At 58.3% G+C, this 26,583-nt stretch carries 26 protein-coding genes; 11 read left to right on the top strand and 15 right to left on the bottom strand.

Translation table 11 applies throughout. From position 1 onward, the window contains the following. Positions 1 to 84: 84 nt before the first annotated feature. Genes L1P05_RS10260 through fliF form a run of 6 tightly spaced genes read right to left on the bottom strand, consistent with a single transcriptional unit; the run spans position 85 to position 6,616 of the window. A complete protein-coding gene (locus L1P05_RS10260; protein ID WP_012848980.1) occupies positions 85 to 1,341 on the bottom strand; it encodes a flagellar hook-length control protein FliK in 1,257 nt (418 codons plus the stop codon). Further along, positions 1,338 to 1,778, bottom strand: coding sequence for a flagellar export protein FliJ (gene fliJ / locus L1P05_RS10255; protein WP_012848979.1), 441 nt, complete (start codon positions 1,776 to 1,778; stop codon positions 1,338 to 1,340). Before fliJ ends, L1P05_RS10260 begins: the two co-directional genes overlap by 4 nt. A 30-nt stretch (positions 1,779 to 1,808) precedes the next feature. Next, positions 1,809 to 3,167: a flagellar protein export ATPase FliI gene (gene fliI, locus L1P05_RS10250; RefSeq protein WP_012848978.1), complete on the bottom strand. Its 1,359-nt coding sequence runs from the start codon at positions 3,165 to 3,167 to the stop codon at positions 1,809 to 1,811. Beyond that, positions 3,164 to 3,916: a flagellar assembly protein FliH gene (gene fliH / locus L1P05_RS10245; protein ID WP_012848977.1), complete on the bottom strand. Its 753-nt coding sequence runs from the start codon at positions 3,914 to 3,916 to the stop codon at positions 3,164 to 3,166. The genes fliI and fliH overlap by 4 nt, the downstream gene beginning before the upstream one ends. Then, complete coding sequence (fliG, locus tag L1P05_RS10240) at positions 3,909 to 4,901, bottom strand: flagellar motor switch protein FliG (RefSeq protein WP_012848976.1); 993 nt, start codon at positions 4,899 to 4,901, stop codon at positions 3,909 to 3,911. Before fliG ends, fliH begins: the two co-directional genes overlap by 8 nt. Beyond that, entirely contained in the window at positions 4,898 to 6,616 is a 1,719-nt protein-coding gene (gene fliF / locus L1P05_RS10235) for a flagellar basal-body MS-ring/collar protein FliF (protein ID WP_012848975.1), read from the bottom strand. Before fliF ends, fliG begins: the two co-directional genes overlap by 4 nt. Before the next feature lie 252 nt (positions 6,617 to 6,868). Between fliF and fliE the strand changes: the two genes are divergently transcribed. Both fliE and L1P05_RS10225 read left to right on the top strand, forming a co-directional pair. After that, positions 6,869 to 7,183, top strand: a complete 315-nt coding sequence (gene fliE, locus L1P05_RS10230; RefSeq protein WP_012848973.1) for a flagellar hook-basal body complex protein FliE — start codon at positions 6,869 to 6,871, stop codon at positions 7,181 to 7,183. An 815-nt stretch (positions 7,184 to 7,998) separates the two neighbouring features. Further along, the gene (locus tag L1P05_RS10225) at positions 7,999 to 9,306 is read left to right on the top strand and encodes a GMC family oxidoreductase N-terminal domain-containing protein (RefSeq protein WP_015683403.1); all 1,308 of its coding nucleotides are present in this window, start codon (positions 7,999 to 8,001) and stop codon (positions 9,304 to 9,306) included. 178 nt (positions 9,307 to 9,484) lie between these two features. Here the strand turns inward: L1P05_RS10225 and cspE are convergent, their stop codons facing one another. Then, positions 9,485 to 9,700: a transcription antiterminator/RNA stability regulator CspE gene (cspE, locus tag L1P05_RS10220; protein ID WP_012848969.1), complete on the bottom strand. Its 216-nt coding sequence runs from the start codon at positions 9,698 to 9,700 to the stop codon at positions 9,485 to 9,487. A gap of 554 nt (positions 9,701 to 10,254) precedes the next feature. Between cspE and L1P05_RS10215 the strand changes: the two genes are divergently transcribed. Further along, a complete protein-coding gene (locus tag L1P05_RS10215; RefSeq protein WP_012848968.1) occupies positions 10,255 to 10,551 on the top strand; it encodes a hypothetical protein in 297 nt (98 codons plus the stop codon). 308 nt (positions 10,552 to 10,859) lie between these two features. Here L1P05_RS10215 and fliT read toward each other — a convergent pair whose 3' ends face one another. Genes fliT through fliD form a run of 3 tightly spaced genes read right to left on the bottom strand, consistent with a single transcriptional unit; the run spans position 10,860 to position 13,064 of the window. Further along, positions 10,860 to 11,222 (bottom strand): flagellar protein FliT, encoded by a 363-nt coding sequence (gene fliT, locus L1P05_RS10210; RefSeq protein WP_034168048.1) that lies wholly within the window; start codon positions 11,220 to 11,222, stop codon positions 10,860 to 10,862. Between the two features lie 4 nt (positions 11,223 to 11,226). Next, the gene (fliS, locus tag L1P05_RS10205) at positions 11,227 to 11,634 is read right to left on the bottom strand and encodes a flagellar export chaperone FliS (RefSeq protein ID WP_012848966.1); all 408 of its coding nucleotides are present in this window, start codon (positions 11,632 to 11,634) and stop codon (positions 11,227 to 11,229) included. 14 nt (positions 11,635 to 11,648) lie between these two features. Beyond that, entirely contained in the window at positions 11,649 to 13,064 is a 1,416-nt protein-coding gene (gene fliD, locus L1P05_RS10200) for a flagellar filament capping protein FliD (protein ID WP_012848965.1), read from the bottom strand. Between the two features lie 282 nt (positions 13,065 to 13,346). Between fliD and L1P05_RS10195 the strand changes: the two genes are divergently transcribed. From L1P05_RS10195 to aqpZ, 7 genes are all read left to right on the top strand, one after another. Beyond that, entirely contained in the window at positions 13,347 to 14,597 is a 1,251-nt protein-coding gene (locus L1P05_RS10195) for a flagellin FliC (RefSeq protein WP_012848963.1), read from the top strand. 272 nt (positions 14,598 to 14,869) lie between these two features. Beyond that, entirely contained in the window at positions 14,870 to 16,123 is a 1,254-nt protein-coding gene (locus L1P05_RS10190) for a flagellin FliC (RefSeq protein WP_012848961.1), read from the top strand. A 185-nt stretch (positions 16,124 to 16,308) separates the two neighbouring features. Beyond that, complete coding sequence (locus tag L1P05_RS10185; RefSeq protein ID WP_012848959.1) at positions 16,309 to 17,031, top strand: RNA polymerase sigma factor FliA; 723 nt, start codon at positions 16,309 to 16,311, stop codon at positions 17,029 to 17,031. 33 nt (positions 17,032 to 17,064) lie between these two features. Then, on the top strand, positions 17,065 to 17,583 hold the full coding sequence (gene fliZ, locus L1P05_RS10180; protein ID WP_012848958.1) for a flagella biosynthesis regulatory protein FliZ: 519 nt from the start codon (positions 17,065 to 17,067) through the stop codon (positions 17,581 to 17,583). 125 nt (positions 17,584 to 17,708) lie between these two features. After that, positions 17,709 to 18,485, top strand: coding sequence for an L-cystine ABC transporter ATP-binding protein TcyN (gene tcyN, locus L1P05_RS10175; protein WP_012848957.1), 777 nt, complete (start codon positions 17,709 to 17,711; stop codon positions 18,483 to 18,485). A 515-nt stretch (positions 18,486 to 19,000) separates the two neighbouring features. Next, positions 19,001 to 19,159, top strand: coding sequence for a hypothetical protein (locus tag L1P05_RS10170; protein ID WP_012848956.1), 159 nt, complete (start codon positions 19,001 to 19,003; stop codon positions 19,157 to 19,159). Between the two features lie 342 nt (positions 19,160 to 19,501). Then, the gene (aqpZ, locus tag L1P05_RS10165) at positions 19,502 to 20,200 is read left to right on the top strand and encodes an aquaporin Z (RefSeq protein WP_012848955.1); all 699 of its coding nucleotides are present in this window, start codon (positions 19,502 to 19,504) and stop codon (positions 20,198 to 20,200) included. Positions 20,201 to 20,296: 96 nt separating this feature from the next. Here aqpZ and L1P05_RS10160 read toward each other — a convergent pair whose 3' ends face one another. The 5 genes from L1P05_RS10160 to L1P05_RS10140 all read right to left on the bottom strand — a co-directional run bounded on the left by L1P05_RS10160 (position 20,297) and on the right by L1P05_RS10140 (position 25,181). Beyond that, a complete protein-coding gene (locus tag L1P05_RS10160) occupies positions 20,297 to 21,481 on the bottom strand; it encodes an acetyl-CoA C-acetyltransferase (RefSeq protein ID WP_012848954.1) in 1,185 nt (394 codons plus the stop codon). After that, positions 21,478 to 22,140 carry a 3-oxoacid CoA-transferase subunit B gene (locus L1P05_RS10155; RefSeq protein ID WP_012848953.1) on the bottom strand — a complete coding sequence of 221 codons (663 nt, stop codon included), beginning with the start codon at positions 22,138 to 22,140 and terminating at the stop codon, positions 21,478 to 21,480. Before L1P05_RS10155 ends, L1P05_RS10160 begins: the two co-directional genes overlap by 4 nt. Positions 22,141 to 22,142: 2 nt before the next feature. Further along, on the bottom strand, positions 22,143 to 22,802 hold the full coding sequence (gene atoD / locus L1P05_RS10150; protein ID WP_012848952.1) for an acetate CoA-transferase subunit alpha: 660 nt from the start codon (positions 22,800 to 22,802) through the stop codon (positions 22,143 to 22,145). A 175-nt stretch (positions 22,803 to 22,977) separates the two neighbouring features. Next, the gene (locus L1P05_RS10145) at positions 22,978 to 23,745 is read right to left on the bottom strand and encodes a 3-hydroxybutyrate dehydrogenase (RefSeq protein ID WP_034168060.1); all 768 of its coding nucleotides are present in this window, start codon (positions 23,743 to 23,745) and stop codon (positions 22,978 to 22,980) included. Positions 23,746 to 23,789: 44 nt separating this feature from the next. Continuing rightward, positions 23,790 to 25,181: a GntP family permease gene (locus L1P05_RS10140; protein ID WP_041692525.1), complete on the bottom strand. Its 1,392-nt coding sequence runs from the start codon at positions 25,179 to 25,181 to the stop codon at positions 23,790 to 23,792. Positions 25,182 to 25,438: 257 nt separating this feature from the next. Here L1P05_RS10140 and L1P05_RS10135 point away from each other — a divergent pair, with 257 nt between their 5' ends. Beyond that, entirely contained in the window at positions 25,439 to 26,347 is a 909-nt protein-coding gene (locus tag L1P05_RS10135; protein ID WP_012848948.1) for a LysR family transcriptional regulator, read from the top strand. The last annotated feature ends 236 nt before the right edge of the window (positions 26,348 to 26,583 follow it).

The following is a 26,583-nucleotide window of genomic DNA, read 5'->3' as shown; positions in this document are numbered from 1 at the left end:
CCGTCAGGCCGGAACAATGGCGGGAATAACGTCAAAAAACGGGGCTAATCGGGCGATTGCCCCGTTCGGTTTCTGTCAGGCGCGCTAAACGCTGATATCGACTGCGCCCAGATGGCGACGCACCGTGGTTGGCGCAACGGCGTCCAGCGGCGTCGAGACCGCATTGTCGGCCACGATAAACGGCGTGGCGTCCGGCTGCGGGGCCTGCCCCTGCTGTTGGCCATTGCCCCACTGCGATTGGGCCTCGCTGCCGATGCTGCTCTGTCCCAGCTGAATACCGCTCTCCGCCAGCGCCGTGCGCAGATGCGGCAGGGCGGCCTCTAGCGCGGCGCGGACCTGACCGTGCGCGGCGGCCATATGCAGCTGCGCCTGATTATCGTCCAGGCGCAGAGTGATCTGGACGGCGCCGAGATCCTGCGGGTGCAGGCGCAGCTCGGCCTGATGCTGGCCGTTGCGGGCAAACATCAGCACCTGCTGTCCCAGCGCCTGCTGCCACTCACCGCTGCCGAGGGGCGCGTTGAGCAGCGGAGCGCTGGCGGTGGCGGCAGAGGCCAGCGGCGTCGCGCTGAGCTGAGGCGTCGCCGGCAGCGGCGCGGCGTGCAGGGCGGTCGGCGTAATGGCCTGTGCGCTGTGGCTCGGCTGGAGGTCGTGCGGTAGACTGCGGCGATCCGGGGTATTCAGGCTGACCAGTGAACTGGCGGTATCCAGCGTATTGATCCCCGGCGTCGTGGGGGACGCCTTGGCGCTGAGCAGCGGGGCGATGTCGGCGCGCTGCGTCAGGGCGTCAGGGCGCGCGTTGGCGTTGCCCAGCAGCGAGGCCAGCGGGCTCTCCTGCGCCCCTCGGCGCGGGGAGAGCAGACGCATCAGGTCGTCGCCGTCGCCGGTGCGTGCGCTGCCCGGCGTAAAGGTCTGGGACGGGGCATCGGCGCGCGGCGGCAGCATCGCCAGCAGGGCAGCGATCGCCTGCTGGGTCGTTGCGTCGGCGGTTTCCGGCGCGATTTTCTGCGGGTGATCCGACGTCGTCAGCGCCGGGGTCTGGCGCGCCGCCGCGGCGATCTCCGCCGGGTCAAGCCGCTGGCCGTGCTGATTCTCTAGGCTGGCCAACAGCGCCTGACGCTGCGTGGCGCTCATTTGGGACAGGCGGCTGAGCAGGGCGCTGTGCGGCCCGGTCGGCGTCTGGCCTTCCGGCTGCTGCAGCGCCTGGATCAGCGCCTGCTTGCTGCCCGGCTGGCTGATCAGCGCCAGAATATCGGCAAACGGGAAGCCATCGCCGGCATCCGCCGCCGGGCTGTCCGTCGACGCGGAGGCGGTGTTAAGCGTGATGGCAACGGGCGTTGTCATGATTTTTCTCTCCTTTGGCTGGCACGCTGTGCGTACTCATCCATCCGTTTTTGATCCTGTTTATTCAGTACTATCTGGCGCTGCACCTCGGCGCGCTCGTGCAGGGCGCTGAAGGCGCTCAGGCGCTGCTGCTTCTGCTGCCAGCTGTGGGTCGCGTGCTCCAGACGGGAGTGGCACTGGGTCAGATGCGCCCGGTGCTGCTCGATGGCCTGCTCCAGCGTCAGGATAAACTGCTGGTAGTTGTACCAGCTGGCCGCGGCGATCCCGCCGCTCATCCCCTGATTCAGGCGTTTGCGATACTCATCTTGATAGTTGAGTAGCATCTCCAGCTGCTGCTGAGCCTGTTGACAGGCCTGACGGGCATGCCCCAGCGCCCGGGTCGCCTGATCGACATCCTGCTGCGCCAGTTCGCGTAGGGTGTTTAATGCTGATGACATGCCAACCTCCCCTTAGGCCATCGTCGATGGCTATGCGCTGAACAGCGCCTGCAGCGCCGTACAGGCCTGTTGATAGTCGCTGCGCTCAAAAATGCCCTGCTGCAGAAACGCCTCAAGCTGCGGATAGAGCGCGATGGCCTGATCCAGCAGCGGATCGCTGCCGCGCGCATAGGCGCCGACGCTGATCAGATCCCGGTTGCGCTGATAGCTGGAGAGCAGCTGTTTGAAGCTGCGCACCCGCGCATAGTGCGCCTCATCGATCAGCGAGGTCATGGCGCGGCTGATGGAGGCTTCGATATCGATAGCCGGGTAGTGGCCGGCCTCCGCCAGACGACGCGACAGCACCACGTGACCATCAAGGATGGCGCGCGCCGAGTCGGCGATGGGATCCTGCTGATCGTCACCCTCGGTGAGGACGGTATAAAATGCGGTGATGGAGCCACCGCCGCTGATCCCGTTGCCGGCGCGCTCCACCAGCGCGGGCAGCTTGGCGAAGACCGACGGTGGGTAGCCTTTGGTGGCCGGCGGTTCGCCGATAGCCAGCGCGATTTCACGCTGGGCCATGGCGTAGCGGGTCAGGGAGTCCATGATCAGCAGCACGTGCTGGCCCCGATCGCGAAAGTCTTCGGCGATACGGGTGGCGTAGGCGGCGCCCTGCATACGCAGCAGCGGCGAGACATCCGCCGGGGCGGCGATCACCACCGAGCGCTGGCGTCCCTCCTCGCCGAGGATATTCTCAATAAAGTCTTTGACCTCGCGGCCGCGCTCACCGATCAGCCCGACGACGATCACGTCGGCCTGGGTGTAGCGCGCCATCATGCCGAGCAGCACGCTCTTACCGACCCCGGAGCCGGCAAACAGCCCCATGCGCTGGCCGCGCCCCACCGTCAGCAGAGCGTTAATGGCGCGTACGCCGACGTCCAGCACCTGGGTGATCGGCGTTCGCTGCAGCGGGTTGAAGGGTTGGCTGCTCAGTCCGCCGTGGTCGCTTTCATCCGGCGGCTGCAGGCCGTCGAGGGGGCGGGCGCTGCCGTCGAGTACGCGGCCCAGCAGGGCGGGGCCCAGGGGAAGCTGCTTGCCGCTGTTTAAGGCGGCGGCCGGTGCCCAGACGCGGGCGCCGGGCACAATGCCCTCGACCTCTTCCAGCGGCATCAGGAATAACTGTCGGCCGTTAAAGCCGACCACTTCGGCCTCGACGTCCAGCACCTGGTGACCGTCGTGGCGTTCGACGCGGCAGGTGGCGCCGATCGGCAGCTGCAGGCCGGTCGCTTCCAGCACCAGGCCGGTCGCGCGGGTCAGCTTACCGTAGCGGCGCGCTTCCGGTAGGGTAGGGATACGGCGCTCAAGGTTGGCCAGCGCGCCGAGCCAGGTGTCAAGCCGACTGCTCATAGCGGCAGCTCCGGCGCGGCCAGCTTACACAGCTCCTGCCAGCGGGTCGCGATGCTGGCATCCAGCTCGCCGCCCTCGGCGCTGATCTTGCAGCCGCCGCGGTGCAGCTGGGTGTCCGCCAGCAGCTTCCAGCCTTGCTGCTCAAGCTGCACCCCCAGATGCTGCTGTACCAGCGGCAGATCCTGCGGGTTGACGCGCAGCTGCAGGCTGCCGCTGAACAGCGGCTCCTGGTGGATCAGCTGCTGGATTTGCTGCAGCACCCCGCTGGCGTCGCACAGCGGGGTCTGGCCGATGATCTGCTTCGCTGCGGTCAGCGCCAGCTGCATCAGGCGGGCGGCAATGACGCTATCAAGGGAGTTGAGGGAGCGCTGAAACTCGGCTGACAGGGTACGCCAGGAGTCCAGCATCGGCTGCTGTTCGGCCATCGCCTGCTGCATGCCCTGGGTGCGCCCCTCCGCCAGTCCCTGTTGAAAACCCGCGTCATAACCCTGTTTTTCACCCTGCTGTAGGCCGATCTGCAGCCCCTGCTGCTGTGCGTCGTGACGCAGACGCTCCGCTTCGGCCTGGGCGGCAGCCTGGGCTGCGGCACTGCTGGCGGCGCCGTCGCTCTGCTCGTCCGCCTCAATGCGCGGACGCAGCGGTCGGCGCGGCGCGGCAAAGTCATGCATTTCCCAGCGCTTCCAGCGCGGATCGCTGGCTTCGGGGCTGCCCTTGGGCAGCACCTGTTTACGGAACGGAGAGTTAGACATAGGTATCCTCGCCGCCGCCAATCACGATCTCGCCGGTCTCCGCCAGACGGCGGACGATGAGCAGGATAGACTTCTGCTCCGCCTCGACCAGCGACAGACGTATCGGACCGCGGGTCGCCAGGTCGTCGCGCAGGATATCGGCCGCACGCTGGGACATATTGCGCATGAACTTCTCGCGCAGCGCTTCGTCCGCGCCCTTCAGGGCGATCAGCAGCGACTCGTTCTCGACCTCCTGCAGAATCCGCTGGATACTGCGATCGTCGACGTCCACCAGGTTTTCGAACAGGAACATCTCGTCGATGATCTTCTGCGCCAGCTCGCCGTCGTGGGTGCGCATGGCATCGATGACCGACTCTTCCTGCTGGCTCTTCATCAGGTTGATAATCTCGGCCGCGGTGCGAATACCGCCCAGCTTGCTGCGCTTGAGATTCTGACCGTCGAGCAGGTTGTTGAGCACTTCGGTCAGCTCCTGCAGGGCGGTCGGCTGCACGCCGCCGAAGGTGGCGATACGCAGCATGACGTCGTTACGCTGGCGTTCGTCGAACTGCGCCAGAATATCGGCCGCCTGGGCACGCTTCAGGTGCACCAGGATAGTGGCGATGATCTGCGGGTGCTCTTCGCGGATAATATCCGCGGCCGCCTGCGGCTCCATAAAGTTGAGGGTTTCGATACCGTTGGCGGTATCGCGCGACTCCAGAATATCCTCCAGCAGGCTGGCGGCGCGCTCCTCGCCCAGGGCCTTGACCAGCACCGTACGCAGGTAGTCGCTGGCGTTGACGCTCAGGGCGGCGAACTGCTCCGCCTCATCCTGAAACTCGCCCAATACCTCGGTCAGCTGCTGATGGGAGACCTGACGCATGCCGGCCATGGTGGTACTGAGCTGTTGTACCTCCCGGGTAGAGAGGTGTTTAAACACTTCGGCGGCGCGGTCTTCGCCGATGGTCATCAAAAGTACCGCGCTTTTTTCGGTTGCAGTCAGGCTCATTGTTGTTCTGTGCTCATCCATTGGCGGATCACCAGCGCCACGACGCGCGGATCCTGTTCGGCCATTTCGCGTACGCGCTCGGTCTGCGCTTCGGCGGTGCTGCGCTGCTGCAGCTTACGACGCTGCTGCAGCTCCTCATTGCTCGGCTGTTTGGCCGGCTGCACCGATAGCGGCGGGGCGTCGACGCGCTGCTGCGCGGCGGCGGCGGCCCGCTGCTGTTTGGTCAGCATCGGTTTAACCAGCTTGCGCCACAGCAGCCAGGCGACCAGGGCGACCAGCAGATAGCGTCCCAGCGTGGTCAGCAGATCGATAAAGGACTGCTTCTGCCAGAAGGGCAGTTCACCGCCGTTGTCTTCCACGCTGTTAAACGGCGTGTTGACGACGCTCAGGGTATCGCCGCGGCTCTGGGAGAAGCCCATGGCTTCACGCACCAGATTGTTGATCTGATCCATCTTCTCTTGGCTGAGGGCGATCTCTTTACCCTTGGTGTCGGTGGCGTAGTTAACCACCACGGCGACCGACAGACGCTCGATATTGCCGGCGCGGGCCTGGGTATGGCGAATCGTCCTGTCCACCTCGTAGTTGGTGGTTTCGTCGCGCCGGATATTCTCATTGCGGCTGGTCAGACGACCGTTATTGCTGATGGCGCTGCTGCGGCTCGGGGTCGGCGTATTGCGGCCCGCGGTCCCCTGCGCGCTGCGCGGCTTGTCGATGTTGCCGGTGGCCGGCGGCGCGGGTTCATTGGAGAGGGCGCCGGGCACGCCGCCGTTCAGCTGTCCGCCGGACTGATCGCTCTGGCTTATCTGCTGGCTGCGGATCGCGGCCTGGTTAGGCAGCTGGTTGGGCTTGTACTCCTCGTCGGTCTGCTCCCGGCTGGCAAAGTCCAGCTGGGCCGTGACCTGGGCGTGCACGTTACCGCTGCCGAGCATCGGCTGCAGGATCGTTTCGATCCGGCGCTGCAGGCGGCCTTCGACCTCCGAGGTGAACTTCAGCTGGGCGGCGTTCAGATCCCGTCCGGTGCCGTCCGGCTGAGTCAGCAGGTGACCGAACTGATCGACGACGGTGACGTTGCCCGGCGGTAGGCCTGCGACGCTGCTGGAGACCATATAGACGATGGCGTTGATCTGGCCATCGTCCAGCGCGCGTCCCGGCTCCAGCGTCAGCGTGACGGAGGCGGAAGGCTGCTTCTGCTCGCGGACGAACAGCGACGGCTTAGGCATCGCCAGATGCACGCGGGCGCTGACCACCGGGCCAAGGGTCTCGATGGTGCGCGCCAGCTCACCCTCCAGCGCACGCTGGTAGTTGATCTGCTCGCTGAACTGGCTGATGCCGAACTTCTCCTGATCGAGCAGCTCAAAACCGACGGCGCCCCCCTTGGGGAGCCCCTGCTGGGCCAGCTTCAGACGCGTGTCATACACCTTGTCCGCCGGCACCATGAGCGTGGCGCCGTTATTGGCAAAGCGATAGGGGATATTCATCTGGGTCAGCTGTGTGACAATGGCGCCGCCGTCGCGATCGCTAATGTTGCTGTACAGTACCCGATAATCGGGCGCGCGCGCCCAAAGCGCCAAAACAACCACGATGGCGATGGCGACGGCGCTGGCCAACAGTAAGGGAATTTTGGGATTGGCTCGCACGCGCTCCAGTATGGCTTTAATACTATTCTCAGCGCTTTTTGCTGCGGTGCCAGCGGTACCGGTGGCTGAAGCGTTCATGGGCTTACCTTATTGTTCAGTTGCGTCCGGACTTGAGGCCGGTATGAATGGATGTGTAACAAATCAGACTCCCTGACGCGGCAATGCGAATCGCGGAAAACCTGCAAAAGCAGGCACTTTATTATTGGCGCATGCGGCAAAATCGATGGCGGGAGAAAGGGTCATTTTTAGCGTTATTTACCCGCTTTGGGTTTCACGCCTTATGGTAGGTTGTCATGCAATCGGTAGTGTTCAATCATTAAGGAGCCTTTCGTGGCAGTCACCGGCATCGAGAACGTTTTACAGCAGCTTCAGGCCACCGCGCTTTCCGCCGCCAACCGCACCCCGCAGGATGGGGTGGCACAGGGGACGTTTTCTTCCGAGCTGAAGTCGGCGATCGACCGTATCAGCGACAATCAGAACCATGCCCGCCTGCAGGCCCAGCAGTTTGAGATGGGGGTTCCCGGTGTGGCGCTGAACGACGTGATGCTGGATATGCAGAAATCCAGCGTGTCGCTGCAGATGGGGATTCAGGTGCGCAACCGCCTGGTCGCCGCCTACCAAGATATTATGAACATGCAGGTATAGATAGTTTAATTATTTGATAAATAATTAAATTTCCCGTGTGTTAACGATGCATGGGACATCAGTGGGCCTCCGTGATCAGGCACTGATTGAGGATGGCCAACTGAGCCGCATTTTTATCTGACATCCATTTCCCCTCAGCCTTATACATCCTCTGCGCATCGGCATGACCGAGCCGAGGGGCGGTAACGTTGGGGGGCGCCCGCACGTAAAGACCCGCGCGTAGGAGCGATGGGGCGCCGTTGCGGTAGCGTGTCTCGGTTCGCCGCATCGCAAGTTTCCCAAGGCGGGTGAATCGACGCGACGGCGTCATGATGCGCCGCAGACCACGAGGCGTAACGATCCGTGGATTGAACACGAACGTGCATGGATGCTGTGTCCTCCGCCCGAACGCCCTCCGTTTGACCTCAACGAGATACGGTGATCCTCACCGGGGCATTTCAGCCTGATTCCTCAGTACCTCTCTTTTAACCTGTAAGTCTTCCGCGCAGCCGGAATATCTGAAGTCTCGTACTACAATTGAAAAGCAAAATTCGGAGGGATGAAGGACTCTGCTCTCCAAAGCGTGAAAGACCTTGAGGACGACAATTGACGACGTAAACAGTGGGGGCCGATCTCAGTCTGGAAACCGGCTCCTGCAAGGCGTTGTCGAAAAAATCGTTAAAACAGCGAGAAAGCGCGAACTTGTCAATTCTCTAAACGCGATAGATTACCCTCGCCAGGCATCCACGCCACGAGGGGCTGATATCGCTGGCGCGGGTAATGCCAGGTAGGTTACTTTATTGACCAAGTGAGGGTATTTTGTCTGGTTCAGCTGAATGAAAAAAGAATATTTTGATGCGATTGTCATTGGTACGGGACCTGGCGGTGCCGCGGCGTCTCTTGAGCTGAGCCGGAGGGGAATGAAGGTACTGGTGTTAGAGCGTGGCGGAGTCAATCAATCCAGCGGCTCGTTACTCAGCTTCATGGCTAAGGCCGCGATCCCGAGAAAACATGTGTTTTTGACTCATGATTGGTTGGTTATTCTGCGTGCTCTGACGTTGGGGGGCAGCGGTTTTATCAATTACGCTACGGCGAAGGCGCCGCCGTTCGATCTTTTCCAGCGTCATCGCATTGATCTTACCTCCGCCTTCTCGTCGGTTCAGCGTGAGTTGCCTATCGCTAAGCTCTCCTCTGACTTAATCGGACCAAGGGCTGGTTTAATTTATGATGCAGCCGCCTCGCTGGGCATTCCCTTTGAGCCATTAGATAAGATGATCTTTCAGTCATCATGCCGACGTGGATGTGATCTCTGTACATATGGATGCCCATATCAGGCTAAATGGCACCCTGGATTATGGGTGGCGTTGGCATGTGAGCAGGGTGCACAATTAAAAGCCGATGCGTTTGTGTCGCATATTCTTCATAAAAATAATCAGGCGTATGGTGTGGCCTTTCGGCAGCGGGGTGTTGAATCCTTCGCCTATGCACCCAAAATAATCGTCGCCGCCGGTGGTATTGGCACGCCTGTTATTTTACGTAAGTCGGGATTAGACGAGGTCGGTGATAGGTTGTTTATCGATCCGGTGATTGCGGTGATGGGCGTTGTTAATACCCCGGTAGTCAGCAAAAAAGAAATCGCCATGGTTTATGGCCACTATAACCACGACGCTGGCTATACTCTGTCTGATTTAGCATTGCCGTCAGCGCTGCAGCATCTTTTCTCCTCGCTGGTCGGCAAGATAGCGAACCCCGCGAAAACGTTATCTATCATGGTGAAAGCAAGAGATAATATGGCGGGGTGCATCAATGCGAAAGGACTCCCTGAGAAGGTTATGACCGATGATGATTTCGTCAGGCTCAATAGTGGATGCCAACAAGCCGAATCAATTCTCCGAGCGGCCGGGGCGCATAAACTGTTCCGCACTCGGCCTTTCGCCGCGCATCCCGGTGGGACGGTCGCCTTGGGGACCCATTTAGATACCGATTTACAGACCCGCCTATCAGGGCTATATGTTTGCGATGCCTCCGCCATTCCAGAACCTTGGGGCATACCGCCGACGTTAACGTTATTAACCTTAGGCCGTTATATGGCAGGGCGCTTATGCGCGGAGCGCAGTACCGTCATTGATGGTGTTACCCGGTAATCATTAGAATTCGTAATGCGGAGAGAGTGAATATAATAAGAAGGGTCTATTTTGGGGCATTCTAGAGGGATATAAAAACCGGAGCTGCGTTAGCTCCGGTTTTCTCATATAGGCTCTCTATTCTGTCTACTCCGGCTTTAGCCATCTTCGTTGTCGCAGGAGAGCGAGCCTATAAAACTTAGTTGATAGCAACTACGTTTACAGCTGAAGGACCTTTAGGACCATTCTCTACAGAGAACTCAACCTGTTGGCCTTCATCCAGAGTGCGGAATTCGTTGCTTTGAATGGCAGAGAAATGAACGAAAACGTCCTTGCTGCCATCAGCCGGGGAGATAAAGCCGAAGCCTTTATCGGCGTTGAACCATTTTACAGAACCAGTCATTTTATTAGACATAATATTACCTTCTCAATTTTGTGAGTCACTCAGCGTGACGAAAGAGGCCTGCTCTGACAGAATAACTTACTAAGGCATTGAAGGAGGAGACTCACGATAAAGGGAAATCAGAAGATAACACTGGAACTGAGGCTACTTTACTAAAACTGCTTTATTAAGGTCTGTTCTGCAAACCGTGTGGCTATTAACGCATAGTGGGTCAGTAAGTACAAGTTTTATTTTAGCCGTCCGGATGGGCTGATGCTTGGCGCGCTCCCCCCACGTTTGCTCTTTATCTCTAGGTCGCTCGTGGAAATAGGCCGCCAATACCGTGGCGTTGCCGTGCCTTGGGCTTGCCAGGCGCGCCGCCACGAGCGCGGGCGCGGTACGCTTGGCGTCACGGCGGTGGTTCACTTTTCGATAATCCCTGCGTTACACTGATGTCGGTAAGACGGTGCAGTGCGCCGTTATACGCGGTGACTGGCGCGCGCGGCGCCGCTGTCGCACTATTCCGTCATCCGAGCGCGGGGCGCTACGCCGCCGCGCGATCCGAGATATCCCTTAAGGAGAGTATTATGCGTTGGCTCGGCCTATTCGCGCCGCTGTTCGTATTGAGCGCCTGCAGCAGCGCGCCGGGGCATTTTGTCCGCAGTGAAGAGGATCCGGTATCGCATTCGCTGGTATACCGTTTCGATCCTGAGGTGGTCGATCGGGCCGCGATGCAGGCCGATGCATTGGCCTACTGCCGCAGCCACGGCTTTGATCGTGCCGATGAGGTCGGCACGCTGAAACCGAGCGCGACGGGGCTAACGCGGGTGGCCTACCTGTGTGTTTATCAGCCGGTGCGGGCGCAGGCGACGACGCAAAAGTAATCAGATGCTCTGTATGCGCTGACGCTGGTGATCTGCGGCTAAACGTTGTATAGTTATATATATAGCGATGGCTGATCCCGATTGCTCACGGCCACTCGCTCACATTGTTTTTAACAGTCTGCTTTATTTTTGCTTTCACTCCCCGCGCTTTTGGGCGCGGGTTTTTTTATGGCCGGTAGAAAAGGTGCGGAAAGGGGAGTGACGCCCGGCGCACCACCTATTGTCGTGGTCGAATACCATGACAATGTGGGACGCCAGCGGGCAAAGATAAAGAGGGTCAGCCAGAGGCAGTGATGTTCGGCGTATGATTATAGGTGCTCGCCGGGCAGCAGGATCTCGCCGGTGAACTGCCCATAGGCATGGCTTAACGCCTGCTGACGGCTGCCGTTGCCGATCAGCTGGCGTAGCTCATCCATTCGTGCTTGGAGCCGCTGTTTGACGTGGGTTTCGTTGAGCAGGATCTGCTTAAGCACCTGGCGCAGATCCTCCTGCTGCGTTGGCGTAGGATTGGCCTGGGACATCAGTTTGGCTGTGCTTGACACCGCCGTCAGGTACTCCATTTCCAGCGCCACCAGCGCCTCCCACTCGTCGCGCTGTGCCAAATCGCGCATGCGCTCGCTTATGGCCAGAACCTGGTGGTAGGCCTGGAGTAGCGGCGGTAGTCCATACATATTGTTACCCCTGCTGGGTGGTTGCAGAATGTGGACCTATCTGGCGCCAGGCATCTGCAATATTGTCGAGTAATTCCGTGACGTGACGTACGGCGTCGGCGTCGTTATGCAGGTTAGCCTGCAGCAGGCGTTGCACCATATAGTCATACAGCGCACTAAGGTTTTGCGCTACCTCGCCGCCTTTGTCCAGATCCAGTCCGGCCTTGAGGCCGTTGTCGATAATGTTGATGGCCTTGCTGAGAGCCTGCCCCTTCAGCGGGATTTGTCCCGCATCGATATGCAGCGCCGCGCGAACCAGGGCGCTATGCGCCCCGTCAAACAGCATGACAATCAGTTGATGCGGACTGGCACTCATCGCGCCGCTCTCCAGTCCGACTTTGGCATAGGCCTGCGTGCCCATTGCGTTATACATAGTGGCGGTTACCCTTACTTACTATTACTCATGGCGTTAAACTGTTGGGTCAGGTAAGAGCTGGTGCCGTTTAACTTGGCCATCATCTTGTCGAGCTGGACAAACTGCGCCTTGTAGCGGTTGATGGTTTCATCGATGCTCTGGTTGACGCTATCGATGCGGTCGCTCAGGTGCTGCAGGCTGTTATTGATGCTCTTGGTGGTGGAGTCGATGACGCCGTCGTTTTTGATATAGCTCTGGATTTCGCTGTGCACCATGTTGGCCATGCCGGTGTCCTTGCCGTTGCCGACAAAGAAGTTCTGCACCTGCCCCGGGTACTCATCAATGGCTTTCTTCAGCTTGCTGTCGTCGATGTTCAGCTTGCCGGTCTGCGGGTCGGTGCTGATGCCCAGGTTGCCCAGTCCTTTGAGGTTGGGGTTGTCCTGCGCCGAGCTCATGACCCCTTTGACGCCGGACTGAATGGCGCGCAGGGTATTGTCGCCGAGCAGCGGGCCATTGGTGAAGTTTTCGGCTTCTCCCTTCTTGACCGGGGTAAATTTGGTCAGGGAGGCAAAGGTATCGATCAGCGAGTTGTAGCTGTCGACCCAGTCGTGGATCTTTTTGCTGACGCCTTCGCTATCGCTGCTGATCACCAGGTTTTGGGTATCTTTGGTGACCGCTTTCAGCTCCAGGGTCACGCCCTGCGGCGCATCGGTGATCTTATTGCTGCTGCGGGTGATATCGATGCCGTTGAGTGTCATTTTGGCATCTCTCCCTTCTACGGTCTGCGCCATGCCGTTGGCGGCGCTGTCTTTATGACCATCGTAGTTCAGCATCCCCGCCAGCTTGCTGTCGCCGCTGACGTTCATCTTTATATTGCTCTTCGCGCCGGTATCGGCGGCGGTCACCGACAGGGTGTACTCCTTGTCGGAGATCTGGATCACGCTGGCCTTGACGCCGGCGTTGGATTTGTTGATGGCGTCGCGCAGTCCGGTCAGCGAGGTCTGCTCGTCGCTGAGGGAGATCTTGGTCTCTTTGGGCGGTTCACCGACGGTAATGGTCAGCTCACGTCCGCTGGCGCCCGCGCTGCCCAGCTGGTCGGTCTGGCTGGTGGCGTGGGTTTTGGCCGTCAGGCTCTGCGCCTGAGCCAGCTGGGTCACATTGATGGCATAGTTACCCGGTACCGCGCTGGCGCTGGTGGTGACGCTAAACTGATCGTGGCTGCTGGCCTTGGTGATGGTAAAGGCATCGGTTTTGGCCAGATCCTTACTCACATCATCAAACTTTTCCAGCGCCCCTTTCAGGGTGCCATAGGCGGTCAGCTTGGCCTTGTAGCTGCTCTGTTGGGTGGTGTAGGGAGTCAAACGTTGCTTCTCGACCCCGGTCAGCTTGGTCAGCAGGGAGTTGAGGTCGAGCCCAGAGCCGATCCCCAGTGATGAAATGGTTGCCATGAATATTTCCTTTCTTAATGACGAGTGCGCTATACGCGTTATCGGCTCTGTTGGGCAAAAGTTTACAGAAAAATAATAAAAAACGATGGGTCAATAGAAGCAGGAAAATGGGGGCTTTTTCACCGATTGGCGCGAGGGTAAAAAAAATTAAAAAATTTACTAAAGGTTGCCAAGGGGAGCGCCGATACCTGAGGGGACGGTGGCTGATGACGCCGTAGGGCAATCAGGCCCGAACGATTAACCGTGATGCGCAGTGGCGCAACATTCGAAGGAAAGCACACTATGGCACAAGTAATTAATACCAACAGCCTGTCGCTGATGGCACAGAACAACCTGAACAAATCCCAGTCAGCGCTGGGCACCGCCATCGAGCGTCTGTCTTCCGGTCTGCGCATCAACAGCGCCAAGGATGACGCCGCCGGTCAGGCGATCTCCAACCGCTTCACCGCCAATATCAACGGCCTGACCCAGGCCTCTCGCAACGCCAACGACGGTATCTCCCTGGCGCAGACCACCGAAGGCGCGCTGAACGAAGTCAACGACAACCTGCAGAACATCCGTCGTCTGACCGTACAGGCACAGAACGGCTCTAACTCCTCCAGCGACCTGCAGTCCATCCAGGACGAAATCACCCAGCGTCTGTCCGAGATCGACCGTATCTCCCAGCAGACCGACTTCAACGGCGTGAAGGTGCTGAGCAAAGATCAGAAGCTGACCATCCAGGTTGGCGCCAACGACGGTGAAACCATCGATATCGATCTGAAAAACATCAACGCACAGAGCCTGGGCCTGGATAAGTTTAACGTGGCTGACAGCGTTGACACGACTAAGGTTGCCGCTGCCGCTCCGGCTAAAGTGAAAACCAATATCGATGTTGCTATTAACAATGATGCGACATTAAAAGCTGACTCTAAAGACATTACTGGTTACGAGCAGAAGGGTGCTGACCTGTATGCGAAAAACACCGATGGTAAGCTGTTTAAAGTAACTACTATCGATAACACTACAGGTAAAGTTACTGGCGTTGATACTACCGAATATACCGGTGGCGGTACTACAGCCGTAACCTCTATCAAGAAAGAAGTTGCCCCGACCGGTCCGGATGCAGCTAATCTTCGTGCATATAGCGGTATTGAAAAAGGCGCTTCCGCCTATGTTATTCAGGAAGGTACCGGTGCTGACGCTAAATACTTTAAGGCTAGCGTTGCCGATGATGGCACCGTGACCAAAGGCTCTGCCCTGTCTACCACCGTTAAGACCGCCGATCCGCTGGCAACCCTGGATAAAGCCCTGTCTCAGGTTGATGACCTGCGCAGCGGCCTGGGTGCGGTACAGAACCGTTTCGATTCCGTTATCAACAACCTGAACAGCACCGTGAACAACCTGTCCGCCTCCCGTTCACGTATTCAGGACGCTGACTACGCGACCGAAGTGTCCAACATGAGCCGTGCGCAGATCCTGCAGCAGGCCGGTACCTCTGTACTGGCCCAGGCTAACCAGTCTACCCAGAACGTCCTGTCTCTGCTGCGTTAATCGCGCATTACCGCGTGCGTGGCCCGCGTTGCCGCGCGTAAAAACCCGCCCATCGGCGGGTTTTTTTATGTCCGTAAACGCGGACTGGCGCATCACCCCTGCGGGGGGAGGGTGGGCAAGCAGGGGCGCGATTGAGCTCGGTGGCCATATTGTCGCCGATTAGGATTAACTGCCGGCAAATTATACAAAAAAATAAAAACTCTGCTAAAGCTTTGCCGAAGGGGGTCGATAAATAGATTTGTATAACCAATCATGTAGTAAGGAAATTTATCATGGCACAAGTAATCAACACCAACAGCCTGTCGCTGATGGCACAGAACAACCTGAACAAATCCCAGTCTGCCCTGGGCACCGCCATCGAGCGTCTGTCTTCCGGTCTGCGTATCAACAGCGCCAAGGATGACGCCGCCGGTCAGGCGATCTCCAACCGCTTCACCGCCAATATCAACGGCCTGACCCAGGCCTCTCGCAACGCCAACGACGGTATCTCCCTGGCGCAGACCACCGAAGGCGCGCTGAACGAAGTCAACGACAACCTGCAGAACATCCGTCGTCTGACCGTACAGGCACAGAACGGCTCTAACTCCTCCAGCGACCTGCAGTCCATCCAGGACGAAATCACCCAGCGTCTGTCCGAGATCGACCGTATCTCCCAGCAGACCGACTTCAACGGCGTGAAGGTGCTGAGCAAAGATCAGAAGCTGACCATCCAGGTTGGCGCCAACGACGGTGAAACCATCGATATCGATCTGAAAAACATCAACGCACAGAGCCTGGGCCTGGATAAGTTTAACGTGGCTGACAGCGTTGACACGACTAAGGTTGCCGCTGCCGCTGCGACTAAAGTCAATGGCCCGATGGTGAATATTGACACGAACGGTAAAGATGCCGGTGGTAAGGCAATTACTGGTTATGTTAAGGATGATAAGGGCGACGTATACGGCGCTTATGATGATGCTGGTACAACTAAGTATGCTAAAGCCACCATTGGCGATGATGGCAAGGTTACTGCATTCGATACAGCATCAGCTACGCCGTCAGGTACGACTAACGCGGTTAGCCAGGTGACCTCTAAAGTTGCACCGAAAGGGGCTGACGCGGCTAACGTCTATGCTTACACCGGTACCGAAAAGGGCGCTTCTGCCTATGTCATCAAAGAAGGCACTGGCGCTGACGCTAAATACTTTAAGGCTAGCGTTGCCGAAGACGGCACCGTGACTAAAGGCTCTGCCCTGTCTACCACGGCCAAGACTGCCGATCCGCTGGCAACCCTGGATAAAGCCCTGTCTCAGGTTGATGACCTGCGCAGCGGCCTGGGTGCGGTACAGAACCGTTTCGATTCCGTAATCAACAACCTGAACAGTACCGTGAACAACCTGTCCGCTTCCCGTTCACGTATTCAGGACGCTGACTACGCGACCGAAGTGTCCAACATGAGCCGTGCGCAGATCCTGCAGCAGGCCGGTACCTCCGTACTGGCTCAGGCTAACCAGTCTACCCAGAACGTCCTGTCCCTGCTGCGTTAATCGCATCCAGAGTCAGGCCAAACCCCGCTGCGGCGGGGTTTTTTTTACCTTTACTGCGCGCAATGCCTGCGCGTTACGCAGAACAAAGCGGCTAAAAGGCCACTTTTTTACCGACTTATCGCGGCATTGGATTGGCATAGACACGGGATAATAAGCGGGCATTCATCAACCCGAGTTCTGTCGACGTGACTGATTTGTATACCGCCGAAGGCGTGATTGACAAAAATACGTTATGGCAGCGCTATGCGCCACTGGTTCGTCATGAGGCGCTGCGCCTGCAGGTTCGCCTTCCGGCCAGCGTAGAGCTGGATGATTTGCTGCAGGCGGGCGGCATCGGGCTACTGCATGCGGTCGAGCGCTATGACGCCATGCAGGGGACCGCGTTTACCACCTATGCCATTCAGCGTATCCGCGGCGCGATGCTGGACGAACTGCGCAGCCGAGACTGGGTGCCGCGCAGCGTACGGCGGAATGCTCGCGGGGTATCTGCCGCCATGCAGCGCGCCGAGCAGCGTCTGGGCCGAACGCCGGGCGACAGCGAGATAGCCCAGGAGATGGGGATCCCGCTGGAGGAGTACCAGCAAATCCTGCTGGACACCAACACCAGCCAGCTGTTTTCCTACGACGAATGGCGTGAGGATCACGGCGATAGCGCTGAGCCGGTTCTGGAGCAGAGCGAAGAGGCCAACCCGCTGCGTCAGCTGCTGGAGAGCGATCTGCGCGGTCGGGTGATCGCCGCCATCGAGGCGTTGCCGGAGCGTGAAAAGCTGGTGCTGACGCTGTACTACCAGGAGGAGCTCAACCTCAAGGAGATCGGCGCGGTGCTCGAGGTCGGCGAATCGCGCGTCAGTCAGCTGCACAGCCAGGCGATAAAACGCCTGCGTACCCGTCTGCTCAGCCAGCGGTAAGTCGCCTTTCTGCCATAGCTATGGAGTGCAGAGATGCCATTGACCTCTTTTCCCTCATCCCCCGCCGGGCGCAGGCCGCTGAGCCGCTATCTGAAAGACTTTAAACATGCGCAGTGCTACTGCTCACACTGCGGTCGTCCGCTGGATCGCATCTCGCTGGTGCTGGACGGCACTCTGCTGAATCGTGCGCGCCAGGCGCAGATGGAGCGGCTGATCGACGACGCCGGCTGGGCGGCCCTGCAGCAGGGGCTGCTGGCGCTGTGCCGCTTCTGTAGCGATGTCTACTGCCATGCGCAGTGCAGTCGTTTTGACATCATGGGGTTTAAACAGTATCTGTGCGAGCAGACCGACATGCGGCACAGCAGCATTCGTGAGTATGTGGTGCGTCTGCGGCGTTTGGACGAGCTGCTGACGCACCATGTGCCGCCCTCGACGGCGCTGAGCGATCTGTCCGATCGCTGGCTGGCGGCGCTGCCCCAGTGCAGCCAAAACAATTATCGTATCGCGCTGCGCAAGTATCAGCAGTATCTTCAGTTCGCGCAGGCGGCCTGACGCCTGTCGGCGGTTATTTCCCGCAATTATTAGCATATTACTTTTTATTCCTTTCCATGCCGTCACGCCTTGCTACAGTGACGGCTCGGAGCGTCGGCGTGCGGCGCGGAGGGGGAGAGAAGAGCGTGAGCGCCATCGAACTGACACAGCTGGTGAAGTCCTTTCACCATCAGCGGGTACTGCACGGCGTCGATCTGTGCGTTCAGCCGGGCGAGGTGGTCGCGATCATCGGGCCGAGCGGCTCGGGCAAGAGTACCCTGCTGCGCTGCATTAACCTGCTGGAGACGCCGGACGCGGGGAGCCTGCGTGTCGGCGATATTCGCGTGGACGCCAACCGCTCGCTGGCGCGTCAGAAGGCGCAGATCCGTCGTCTACGCCGCCAGGTCGGCTTTGTCTTTCAGAACTTCAATCTGTTTCCACACCTGACGGCGCTGGAGAACGTGACCGAAGGGCCGCGGGTGGTTAATGGGGTTGCGCCCGCCGAGGCCGAACGTCAGGGGAGGGCGCTGCTGGCGCGGGTCGGACTGGCCGATAAGGCCGATGCCTATCCCAAACGGCTCTCCGGCGGTCAGCAGCAGCGGGTGGCCATCGCCCGGGCGCTGGCCATGCAGCCGCAGGTTCTGCTGTTTGATGAGCCTACCTCGGCGCTGGATCCGGAGCTGGTGGGCGAGGTGCTCGCCACCCTGCGCGGCCTGGCGCAGGAGCAGCGTACCATGGTGATCGTCACTCATGAAATGCGCTTTGCCCGCGACGTGGCGCAGCGGGTGATCTTTATGGACGGCGGTCGTATCGTCGAGCAGGGCCCGGCCGAGATCCTGTTCAGCCGGCCCCGTCATCCGCGTACTCGTCAGTTCCTGGCCCAATATCTGGAGGAGATAATGGCACCCGAGTTTGAAATCTAGACCGACCGCCGCTGTACGGGGTGTCACTCTGCCCTATCGGCAAGGGACTGCGCCTTATTCACCGACGTGGGGTATCACTCTGCCTTATCGGCAGGGCTGACCCCTCTCTGCGCCGTGGGCGGTATTGCGCGCGTCTCAGCGTCGCGTGAGGCGCCATCCCGCACCTCTTCAGCCTGCTTTCCAAGGGCGACTCCCTACCTTTCCCGCGCAGAAAGCGCCGTTCGCATAGCGGCGCCGTATTGATGATCCCTCTTAATTAACAGCGGGTTGTCGCCGTCGGTGGCTTGCATCTTTACCTAAGGCTGGCTAGGCTTGAGGTGTGAGTGTTAACAGAGAAACGCGTTCGGCACCTCCATGTAGCGCGTGTCTTTTCTGTGTCGGGGGCGTTTCATCTGTTGGCATTTTGTCTCTTTTCCCGCGTGCGTCGGGTGCGTAATCGGTAGCCGTAGAGCCATAGTTTAGCCTGGTGAGCATACACTGATGCCATCAGTGATAGGTGACACGGAATGGACCGAATGAAAATCAAACGATGGATGTTACTGGCTAGCCTGTTGGGCGGGGCGCTGTTTGCCTATGCGGTGCTGTACAGCGCAGATAAAGTGTGTGAGCATCAGGCGCTGTTTTCTGACTTTTGCCGCCGGGTTGATATTTCCCCTCCACATATACCTAAATAAATATTTTATTTCTAATAAGTAATCGGACATGTCTTAATTCTATTTTTATTAAGGCAGTCATTTCGCCTTGCTAGAAAAATCCCATATATTTTTTCTTGTGCCTATCCCGACTTATACAGAATAATATCCCGCAATTAAACGCAGTGATGACATCTTACGTCATGTGATGAGCGTTGGATGGTGCGTTTATTTCAAGCGGTTTTACTTGTTTTTGCCTGCATTGTTCCGGGCAAGGCGCCTCATTCTTTTTTTTGTGGTAACCCGCATGCTGCCCAGCACATCGCGCGGTGCGCTGGGTATCCCGATGGCGCGAACAATTCATTATTTATGTTGAGGTGGTTGATGTTTAATAAATTGGCGGCAGAGTTTTTGGGTACTTTCTGGCTGGTCTTCGGCGGCTGCGGCAGCGCCGTGCTGGCGGCGGCATTTCCCCAGCTGGGCATCGGCTTTCTGGGGGTCGCCCTGGCCTTTGGCCTGAGCGTGCTGACCATGGCTTACGCCGTCGGCCCTATCTCCGGCGGTCACTTTAACCCGGCGGTAACGCTGGGGCTGTGGGCCGGCGGTCGTTTCTCTGGCCGCACGGTACTGCCCTACATGCTGAGTCAGGTGATCGGTGGGATCGCCGCCGCCGCCGCGCTGTATGTTATCGCCAGCGGTAAGGCCGGGTTCGATGCCACGGCCAGCGGGTTCGCCAGCAACGGATACGGTGCCCATTCGCCGGACGGCTTCTCGATGCAGGCGGGGATGGTGGTCGAAATTATTCTTAGCGCCTTTTTCCTGCTGGTGATCCAGGGCAGCACGGATAAGCGAGCCCCGGCCGGATTTGCCCCGCTGGCGATCGGTCTGGCGCTGACCTTAATCCATCTGGTCAGCATTCCGGTGACCAATACCTCCGTTAACCCGGCGCGCAGCACCGCGGTGGCGCTGTTCCAGGGCACCTGGGCGCTGCAGCAGCTGTGGTTCTTCTGGGTGATGCCGCTGGTCGGCGGCGTACTGGGCGGCCTGCTGTACCGCTGGCTGCTGGCGGAGCGCGGCGAGTAACCGTCTTGACGAGTCCCGTAACGGCCCGTGCAGGGCTGTACATCGTCTCCGTCACGGGGCCGATTCTGGCTCTATGACGGGGAGGCTTACCGAGGCTCAGCTGAGCCTTTCCACAATCATGGCCATTCCCTGACCGCCGCCGATACAGAGCGTAGCCAGCCCCAGCGATTTATCGCGGGCGCGTAGCGCATGTAACAGCGTGACCATAATGCGAGCGCCGCTGGCGCCTATTGGGTGGCCAAGGGCAATCGCGCCGCCGTTAACGTTGACTTTATCCCCATCCCACGCCATTTGATTGCTCACGGCCAGGAACTGGGCGGCAAAGGCTTCGTTTGCTTCAATCAGGTCAATGTCGGTAAGCGTCAGTCCGGCTTTTTTCAGCGCACGCCAGCAGGCTGGTACCGGCCCCATCCCCATCAGGGCCGGTGCGACGCCGCCGCTGGCATAGCTGCGTATCCGTGCTAAAGGGCGAACGCCCAGCGCCCTGGCGCGCTGCTCCTCCATAATGACCAGCGCGGCGGCGCCATCATTAATGCCCGAGGCATTGCCCGCCGTGACGGTCCCGAGTTTATCAAAGGCCGGTGAGAGCTTGGCCAGCGTTTCCTGCGTGGTATCGGCGCGGGGGAACTCATCTTGCGCTATCTGCCGTGTGACCCGACGCGAGGTGACTGGGATCGACACGATTTCGTCCGCAAATGCGCCGCGCGCAATGGCTTGGCTGGCTTTTTGCTGGGAGTGTAGAGCCAGTGCGTCTTGGGCTTCACGGCCTATGCCATACTGTTTGGCGATATTCTCAGCCGTGATCCCCATGGCGTAGCCTTCAATGGCACAGGTCAGGCCATCTTGCAAGATGACGTCCAGCAGTGAATTATGGCCCATCCGGTACCCCCAGCGCGCAGTGTGCGCCAGCAAATAGGGCGCCTGGCTCATGTTTTCCATCCCCCCGGCGACAATGACCGAGGCATCGCCCGCCTGGATTGCCTGTGCGGCCAGCGCAATACTTTTCAGGCCGGAGCCGCACACTTTATTGACCGTATACGCCGTGACGCTATCCGGCAGGCCGCTTTTTAACGCCGCTTGCCGCGCCGGGTTTTGTCCGAGGCCGGCCTGTAGCACGTTTCCCATAATGACTTCGTCGATCATCGTCTGCTCCAGCGCGGCTCGCTTGAGCGCCTCTGCAATGACGGTGGCCCCCAGCGCGACGGCGCCGAGGTGAGCAAACGCACCGCCGAAGCTGCCAATAGCGCTGCGAACGGCGCTGCCAATCACAATGTTTTTCATTCGCAGGCATCCTGTGGTTGGGGCATGGTTGAGAGGCGAGGGGATACCGTGAAGTGCGCCGTTGTTTTCCGCTGCAGAGTGTTGAGATCGATGCCCGGCGCCAGCTCAGTGAGCACCATTTGCCGGTGTTCAAAATGAAACACGGCCAGTTCAGTGACCAGCATATGCACGGCATTGACCGCGGTCAGCGGCAGGGTACAGCGGGGGAGAATTTTGGCCGCCCCCGTTTTGGTGCAGTGTTCCATTCCGATAATGACTTTGCGTGCGCCGGTCACCAGATCCATTGCGCCGCCCATGCCGGGCACCATTTCCCCCGGAATAACCCAATTGGCCAGATTGGCCAGTTGATCGACCTGTAGCCCGCCCAAGACACAGACGTCCAAATGGCCCCCGCGGATGAGGGCAAAAGATAACGCACTGTCAAACATGGCGGCACCGGGTATCATGCCGCAGGGTTGTCCTCCGGCATTGACCAGGTTACGTTGAACCTGGTTCAGTGGGCCAAGGCCAAGAAAGCCGTTCTCGGATTGCAAAATAATATCTACGCCCGGAGGTAAATAGTCGGCGACGAGGATGGGAATGCCTATCCCCAGATTAACAATATCGCCATCGTTAAACTCCTGTGCGATGCGATAGGCAATGCGCTGTTTTGCATTCATCTCTATTTCTCCTCTGGCGACAGGATATAATCAATCACGGCACCGGGCGTGACGATAAGGTCGGGATCTAATTCTCCAGCGGTTACTATATGGTCGGGTTCTGCAAGGGTGATATCGGCAGCTAAGGCGATCAGTGGATTAAAGTTGCGCGCGCTCAGTTGGTAACATAAGTTGCCCAGCGTATCGGCCTGGTAGGCTTGGATGAGGGCCAGATCGGCCCTCAGTGGGCGCTCCAGTAAATAAGGTTTTCCCCCCAGCGTTATTTTTTGTTTCCCTTCTTCAACCAACGTGCCGACGCCGGTTGGCGTAAGCACGCCGCCTAACCCGGCCCCGCCGCAGCGGATTTGCTCTATGAGGGTCCCCTGGGGAACCAGTTGGACCTCCAGCTCTCCGGCGATCATTAGACGGCCGGTCTCCGGGTTAGTCCCAATATGCGAGGCAATCACTTTTTTCACCCGGCCGTGGTGGATGAGAATACCGATTCCGCTATTGATAAACGCCGTGTCGTTAGCGATGATCGTTAACTCTTTAGCGCCAGAGTCGAGCAATGCCTGAATTAATCGCGGCGGGGTACCACAGCCCATAAAACCGCCGATCATGAGGGTTATTCCATCAGCAAAATGTGCATAAGTCTGCGCTACTGTGATTTGTTTATTCTGCATGACGATTCCTTGTTACTGACTGACCATCTCAGGGAGATGGGCTCGCCCAGGCGGCGCCATTAAATCGATGTAGAAGGGGCCATCTGGGGCGACTTACTGTTTGCGCTCTCGCCGTATCGGCTAAGGCGGCATACGCCCGTATATCGGCTGCCTATCCGGTGGCTACGGCAGGCCGCTATTGAGCCAGCCAGCCCCCGTCCACATTCCACGCCGCACCGCGCACCTGATCGGCCGCCGGGCTGCATAAAAATAGCGCCAGCGCGCCTAATTGCTGCGGCGTCACAAAATCCAGCGACGGCTGCTTCTCTGCCAGTAGCGCATCCCGAGCCTGCTGGGTATCACCGTCGGCAGCCCGCGCCGCTATCTGCTGTTGCACCAGGGGCGTGAGTACCCAACCGGGGCAGATGGCATTACAGGTGACCGGGCTGCGCGCGGTTTCCAGCGCAATCACCTTCGTCAGCCCCACCACGCCATGCTTGGCCGCCACGTATGCCGCCTTTTGCGTGGAGGCGACCAAGCCGTGCACGGAGGCGATATTGATTATGCGGCCCCAGCCCTTCTCCCGTAGGGCAGGCAAGGCCAGACGGCTGGTATGAAATACAGAAGAGAGGTTGACTGCGAGGATTGCATCCCATTGCTCCTCCGGGAAATGCTCTACGCTGGCGACATGCTGTATTCCCGCGTTATTGACCAGAATGTCCACGCCGCCGAACTGTGTAGTGGCGTAATCCATCATGGCGGCGATATGGTCGGGATGGCTCAGGTCAGCCGAGTGGTAGCCCGGGGGGAGGCCGCACGCGGCTATTTGCCCGGTGGCGTGCGCAACGTCGCCAAAGCCATTCAGAATGACCTGCGCGCCCTGCTGCGCCAGCGTTTTCGCAATACCCAACCCGATTCCACTGGTTGAGCCGGTTATCAATGCGACTTTGCCTTGTAGGTTTATCATATGAACTCCGTATCATTCATTGCGCCGCACAGCGGCACGCGTTAAACAATGCCGGTCAGATAGAACACGGCGATGACAAAAAAGACCGCAAGGGTTTTAATCAGGGTGATGGCAAAGATGCCGCCATAGGATTGGCGATGGCTTAAGCCGGTAATGGCCAGTAATGTAATGACGGCACCATTGTGCGGCAGCGTATCCATACCGCCGCTGGCCATGGCGGCGATGCGGTGCAGGACTTCCATAGGGATGCCGTTTGCGTTGGCCGCCGCAATAAAAGTGTCGGACATCGCCGCCAGCGCAATACTCATCCCGCCGGAGGCAGAGCCGGTAATCCCGGCCAACAGCGTGATGCTGATCGCCTCGTTGACTAAGGGATCGGGGATGGCCTCCAGCCCTTTGGCGAGTAACAGAAAGCCGGGGAGCGCGGCGATAACGGCGCCAAAACCATATTCTGACGCGGTATTCATGGCGGCGAGGATGGTGCCGGAGACGGCATTTTTACTGCCCTCAGCCAGACGCCCACCGATATTGTGAAAGCCGAAGAGTGCGACCACCAGAATGCCGACCAGCAGCGCCGCCTCTACCGCCCAGATCGCGGTGACCTTCTCTATGGAAATCACGATCGGGCTTGTCATGCCGGGCAGGGCGAATGAGTGTAATGTGCCATACCATTGCGGAATATAATGCGTGAACAGTAGGTTACAGATACCCACTAGAAGCAGTGGCGCGAGCGCGATAACAGGATGAGGTAAGTTAAGCGTGTCGGGGGTTTCGGGCTCATTTACTAAATCGGTGCCGTAACCTTCATGGGCCTGGTGGGCTTTACGCCGCTGGCGCTCAAGGTAGGCTAGGCCGAGCGCGAGCATAAAAAGTGCGCCGGTAAGGCTCAGCAAGGGGGCCGCCCAGGCATTGGTGTTAAAGAAGGCGGCCGGGATAATATTTTGGATCTGCGGTGTTCCGGGCAAGGTATCCATGGTGAATGAAAATGCTCCCAGGGCGATCGTGGCCGGGATTAAGTGCTTGGGAATATTGCTTTGCCGGAACATCTCTGCGGCAAAGGGATAGACGGCGAAGGCGACAACAAACAGAGACACGCCGCCATAGGTGAGCAGAGCGCAGACGATGACAATCACCGGCATGGCATGCCGCTGCCCGAGTATACGAATAACGGTCACCACAATGGCGCGCGAGAAACCAGCGAGCTCAATCAGTTTGCCAAAAAGGGCGCCCAGCAGGAATACCGGAAAATAGAGCTGGATAAAACTGACCATTTTATCCATGAATAGTCCGCTGAACGCTGGGCCGACAGCACTGGGGTCGGTAAACAGTACGGCGCCGAGTGCGGCTAAGGGGGCAAAAAGAATGACGCTGTAACCCCGGTAAGCGGCTAGCATAAGTAAACTTAGGGATGCGATGGCAACTATAATGCTCATTTACTATTCCTTAGTTAATTATAATTAATTCGGCTTGCTGCTATTTATCGTTATCGGGAAATAAAAAACATAAATTGCCAAGTTATATTCATTGTCAAAATTGGTATCGATAGCGGCGAATGTCATTAGCCATTTTTGTGGTGAAATAATTGACAAGGTCGAGCATTTTGTTAAGTTTGTTTTTTCAATGTATTAGTTTATTATTTTTATTAATTATGAATTAGTCCCTGATTAATAAATGGTTGGGGAGATAACCGATGGCAATGAGTATTAAGCAATTGCGTGCATTTTTAGCTGTTGCTCACACTTTAAACTTTGCGCAGGCTAGCGTGAGATTGAACCTTTCTCAGCCGGCGTTGAGTCTGGCTATCCGTAGCCTGGAGGACGCTTTGGGGGGGGCGCTGTTTGTGCGAACGACGCGTCAAGTGAGGCTAACGCCTGAAGGCGAGGCGTTTTTCCCGCTAGTGCGTCAGCTGCTGGTGGACTGGGATAATACGACTGAAACGATAAGACAGCGTTTTACATTACAGGTCGGTAAAGTCGCCATTGCCGCGATGCCCTCGTTTGCCGCGAACCCATTACCGTTTATTTTGCAACGTTTTCGCCGCCGCTATGCCGGGGTCAACGTGGTGGTGCATGATGTCATTAATGAAGCCGTGTATGAAATGATTGCTGAAGGGCGGGTAGAAATGGGCATCGCCTTTGAACCGGAGCCTGGTGCGCGATTGCATTTTACCCCGCTGGGCATGAATCGGTTTATTGCCATTGTTCCGCCGGGGTGTCCTTTTGCCCGGCAGCAGGATATTGGTTGGCGGCAGTTGCTCTCGCTGGACTTTATTACGCTACAGCGCCCTTCGTCCATGCGCCTGCTGCTGGAGCAGCGTCTGGCGCAGAACGGTAAACAATTGCCGGTGGCGTTTGAAAGTCACCAATTGATAACGGTAGGCAATATGGTCGCAAACGGGCTGGGCGTCAGCGCGGTACCGGCGTGGTGCGCCCGGCAAATGCGGCAGTTGGGCGCAGTGTGCCTGCCGTTGATCGAGCCGGTGATTGAAAACCGCTTCGGCTTAGTAAGCCTCATGCATCACCCGTTCTCCTGCGCTGCGCAGGCTATGGCAGATACGATTTGTGAATATGCGCAGGCGGATGAGGGATGCCTGAGGTAAGGCGGGCTGGGCAATATGCGTGGGCCTGGATACGTCGATTTTAGCCATTTTGTTCATTTTCTTTTTAAATCAAGGTGATTAACCTCTCCTTTCCCCAAACATACGACAATTAATCCCCCATAGTTTGATTTTGATCCTGTTACCTCGCTTGGGTTATTTGGCAGGATGGATTCACCTGATGATTAGGTTGAGTCCCGTTTCATGCCGATACTGAGCGCGGTCGCACAACGCTTATT

Source organism: Edwardsiella piscicida, from assembly GCF_021733145.1.
GTDB lineage: Bacteria > Pseudomonadota > Gammaproteobacteria > Enterobacterales > Enterobacteriaceae > Edwardsiella > Edwardsiella piscicida.
Note: the sequence above shows the minus strand (reverse complement) of the source record. Positions and strands in the feature narration are given on the sequence as shown.

What these genes read in the sequence shown, in the direction of transcription:
- L1P05_RS10260 (WP_012848980.1), bottom strand. Translation starts at nt 1,341, where the DNA reads ATGACAACGCCCGTTGCCATCACGCTTAACACCGCCTCCGCGTCGACG.
- fliJ (WP_012848979.1), bottom strand. Translation starts at nt 1,778, where the DNA reads ATGTCATCAGCATTAAACACCCTACGCGAACTGGCGCAGCAGGATGTC.
- fliI (WP_012848978.1), bottom strand. Translation starts at nt 3,167, where the DNA reads ATGAGCAGTCGGCTTGACACCTGGCTCGGCGCGCTGGCCAACCTTGAG.
- fliH (WP_012848977.1), bottom strand. Translation starts at nt 3,916, where the DNA reads ATGTCTAACTCTCCGTTCCGTAAACAGGTGCTGCCCAAGGGCAGCCCC.
- fliG (WP_012848976.1), bottom strand. Translation starts at nt 4,901, where the DNA reads ATGAGCCTGACTGCAACCGAAAAAAGCGCGGTACTTTTGATGACCATC.
- fliF (WP_012848975.1), bottom strand. Translation starts at nt 6,616, where the DNA reads ATGAACGCTTCAGCCACCGGTACCGCTGGCACCGCAGCAAAAAGCGCT.
- L1P05_RS10225 (WP_015683403.1), top strand. Translation starts at nt 7,999, where the DNA reads ATGAAAAAAGAATATTTTGATGCGATTGTCATTGGTACGGGACCTGGC.
- cspE (WP_012848969.1), bottom strand. Translation starts at nt 9,700, where the DNA reads ATGTCTAATAAAATGACTGGTTCTGTAAAATGGTTCAACGCCGATAAA.
- L1P05_RS10215 (WP_012848968.1), top strand. Translation starts at nt 10,255, where the DNA reads ATGCGTTGGCTCGGCCTATTCGCGCCGCTGTTCGTATTGAGCGCCTGC.
- fliT (WP_034168048.1), bottom strand. Translation starts at nt 11,222, where the DNA reads ATGTATGGACTACCGCCGCTACTCCAGGCCTACCACCAGGTTCTGGCC.
- fliS (WP_012848966.1), bottom strand. Translation starts at nt 11,634, where the DNA reads ATGTATAACGCAATGGGCACGCAGGCCTATGCCAAAGTCGGACTGGAG.
- fliD (WP_012848965.1), bottom strand. Translation starts at nt 13,064, where the DNA reads ATGGCAACCATTTCATCACTGGGGATCGGCTCTGGGCTCGACCTCAAC.
- L1P05_RS10195 (WP_012848963.1), top strand. Translation starts at nt 13,347, where the DNA reads ATGGCACAAGTAATTAATACCAACAGCCTGTCGCTGATGGCACAGAAC.
- L1P05_RS10190 (WP_012848961.1), top strand. Translation starts at nt 14,870, where the DNA reads ATGGCACAAGTAATCAACACCAACAGCCTGTCGCTGATGGCACAGAAC.
- fliZ (WP_012848958.1), top strand. Translation starts at nt 17,065, where the DNA reads ATGCCATTGACCTCTTTTCCCTCATCCCCCGCCGGGCGCAGGCCGCTG.
- L1P05_RS10170 (WP_012848956.1), top strand. Translation starts at nt 19,001, where the DNA reads ATGAAAATCAAACGATGGATGTTACTGGCTAGCCTGTTGGGCGGGGCG.
- aqpZ (WP_012848955.1), top strand. Translation starts at nt 19,502, where the DNA reads ATGTTTAATAAATTGGCGGCAGAGTTTTTGGGTACTTTCTGGCTGGTC.
- L1P05_RS10160 (WP_012848954.1), bottom strand. Translation starts at nt 21,481, where the DNA reads ATGAAAAACATTGTGATTGGCAGCGCCGTTCGCAGCGCTATTGGCAGC.
- L1P05_RS10155 (WP_012848953.1), bottom strand. Translation starts at nt 22,140, where the DNA reads ATGAATGCAAAACAGCGCATTGCCTATCGCATCGCACAGGAGTTTAAC.
- atoD (WP_012848952.1), bottom strand. Translation starts at nt 22,802, where the DNA reads ATGCAGAATAAACAAATCACAGTAGCGCAGACTTATGCACATTTTGCT.
- L1P05_RS10140 (WP_041692525.1), bottom strand. Translation starts at nt 25,181, where the DNA reads ATGAGCATTATAGTTGCCATCGCATCCCTAAGTTTACTTATGCTAGCC.
- L1P05_RS10135 (WP_012848948.1), top strand. Translation starts at nt 25,439, where the DNA reads ATGGCAATGAGTATTAAGCAATTGCGTGCATTTTTAGCTGTTGCTCAC.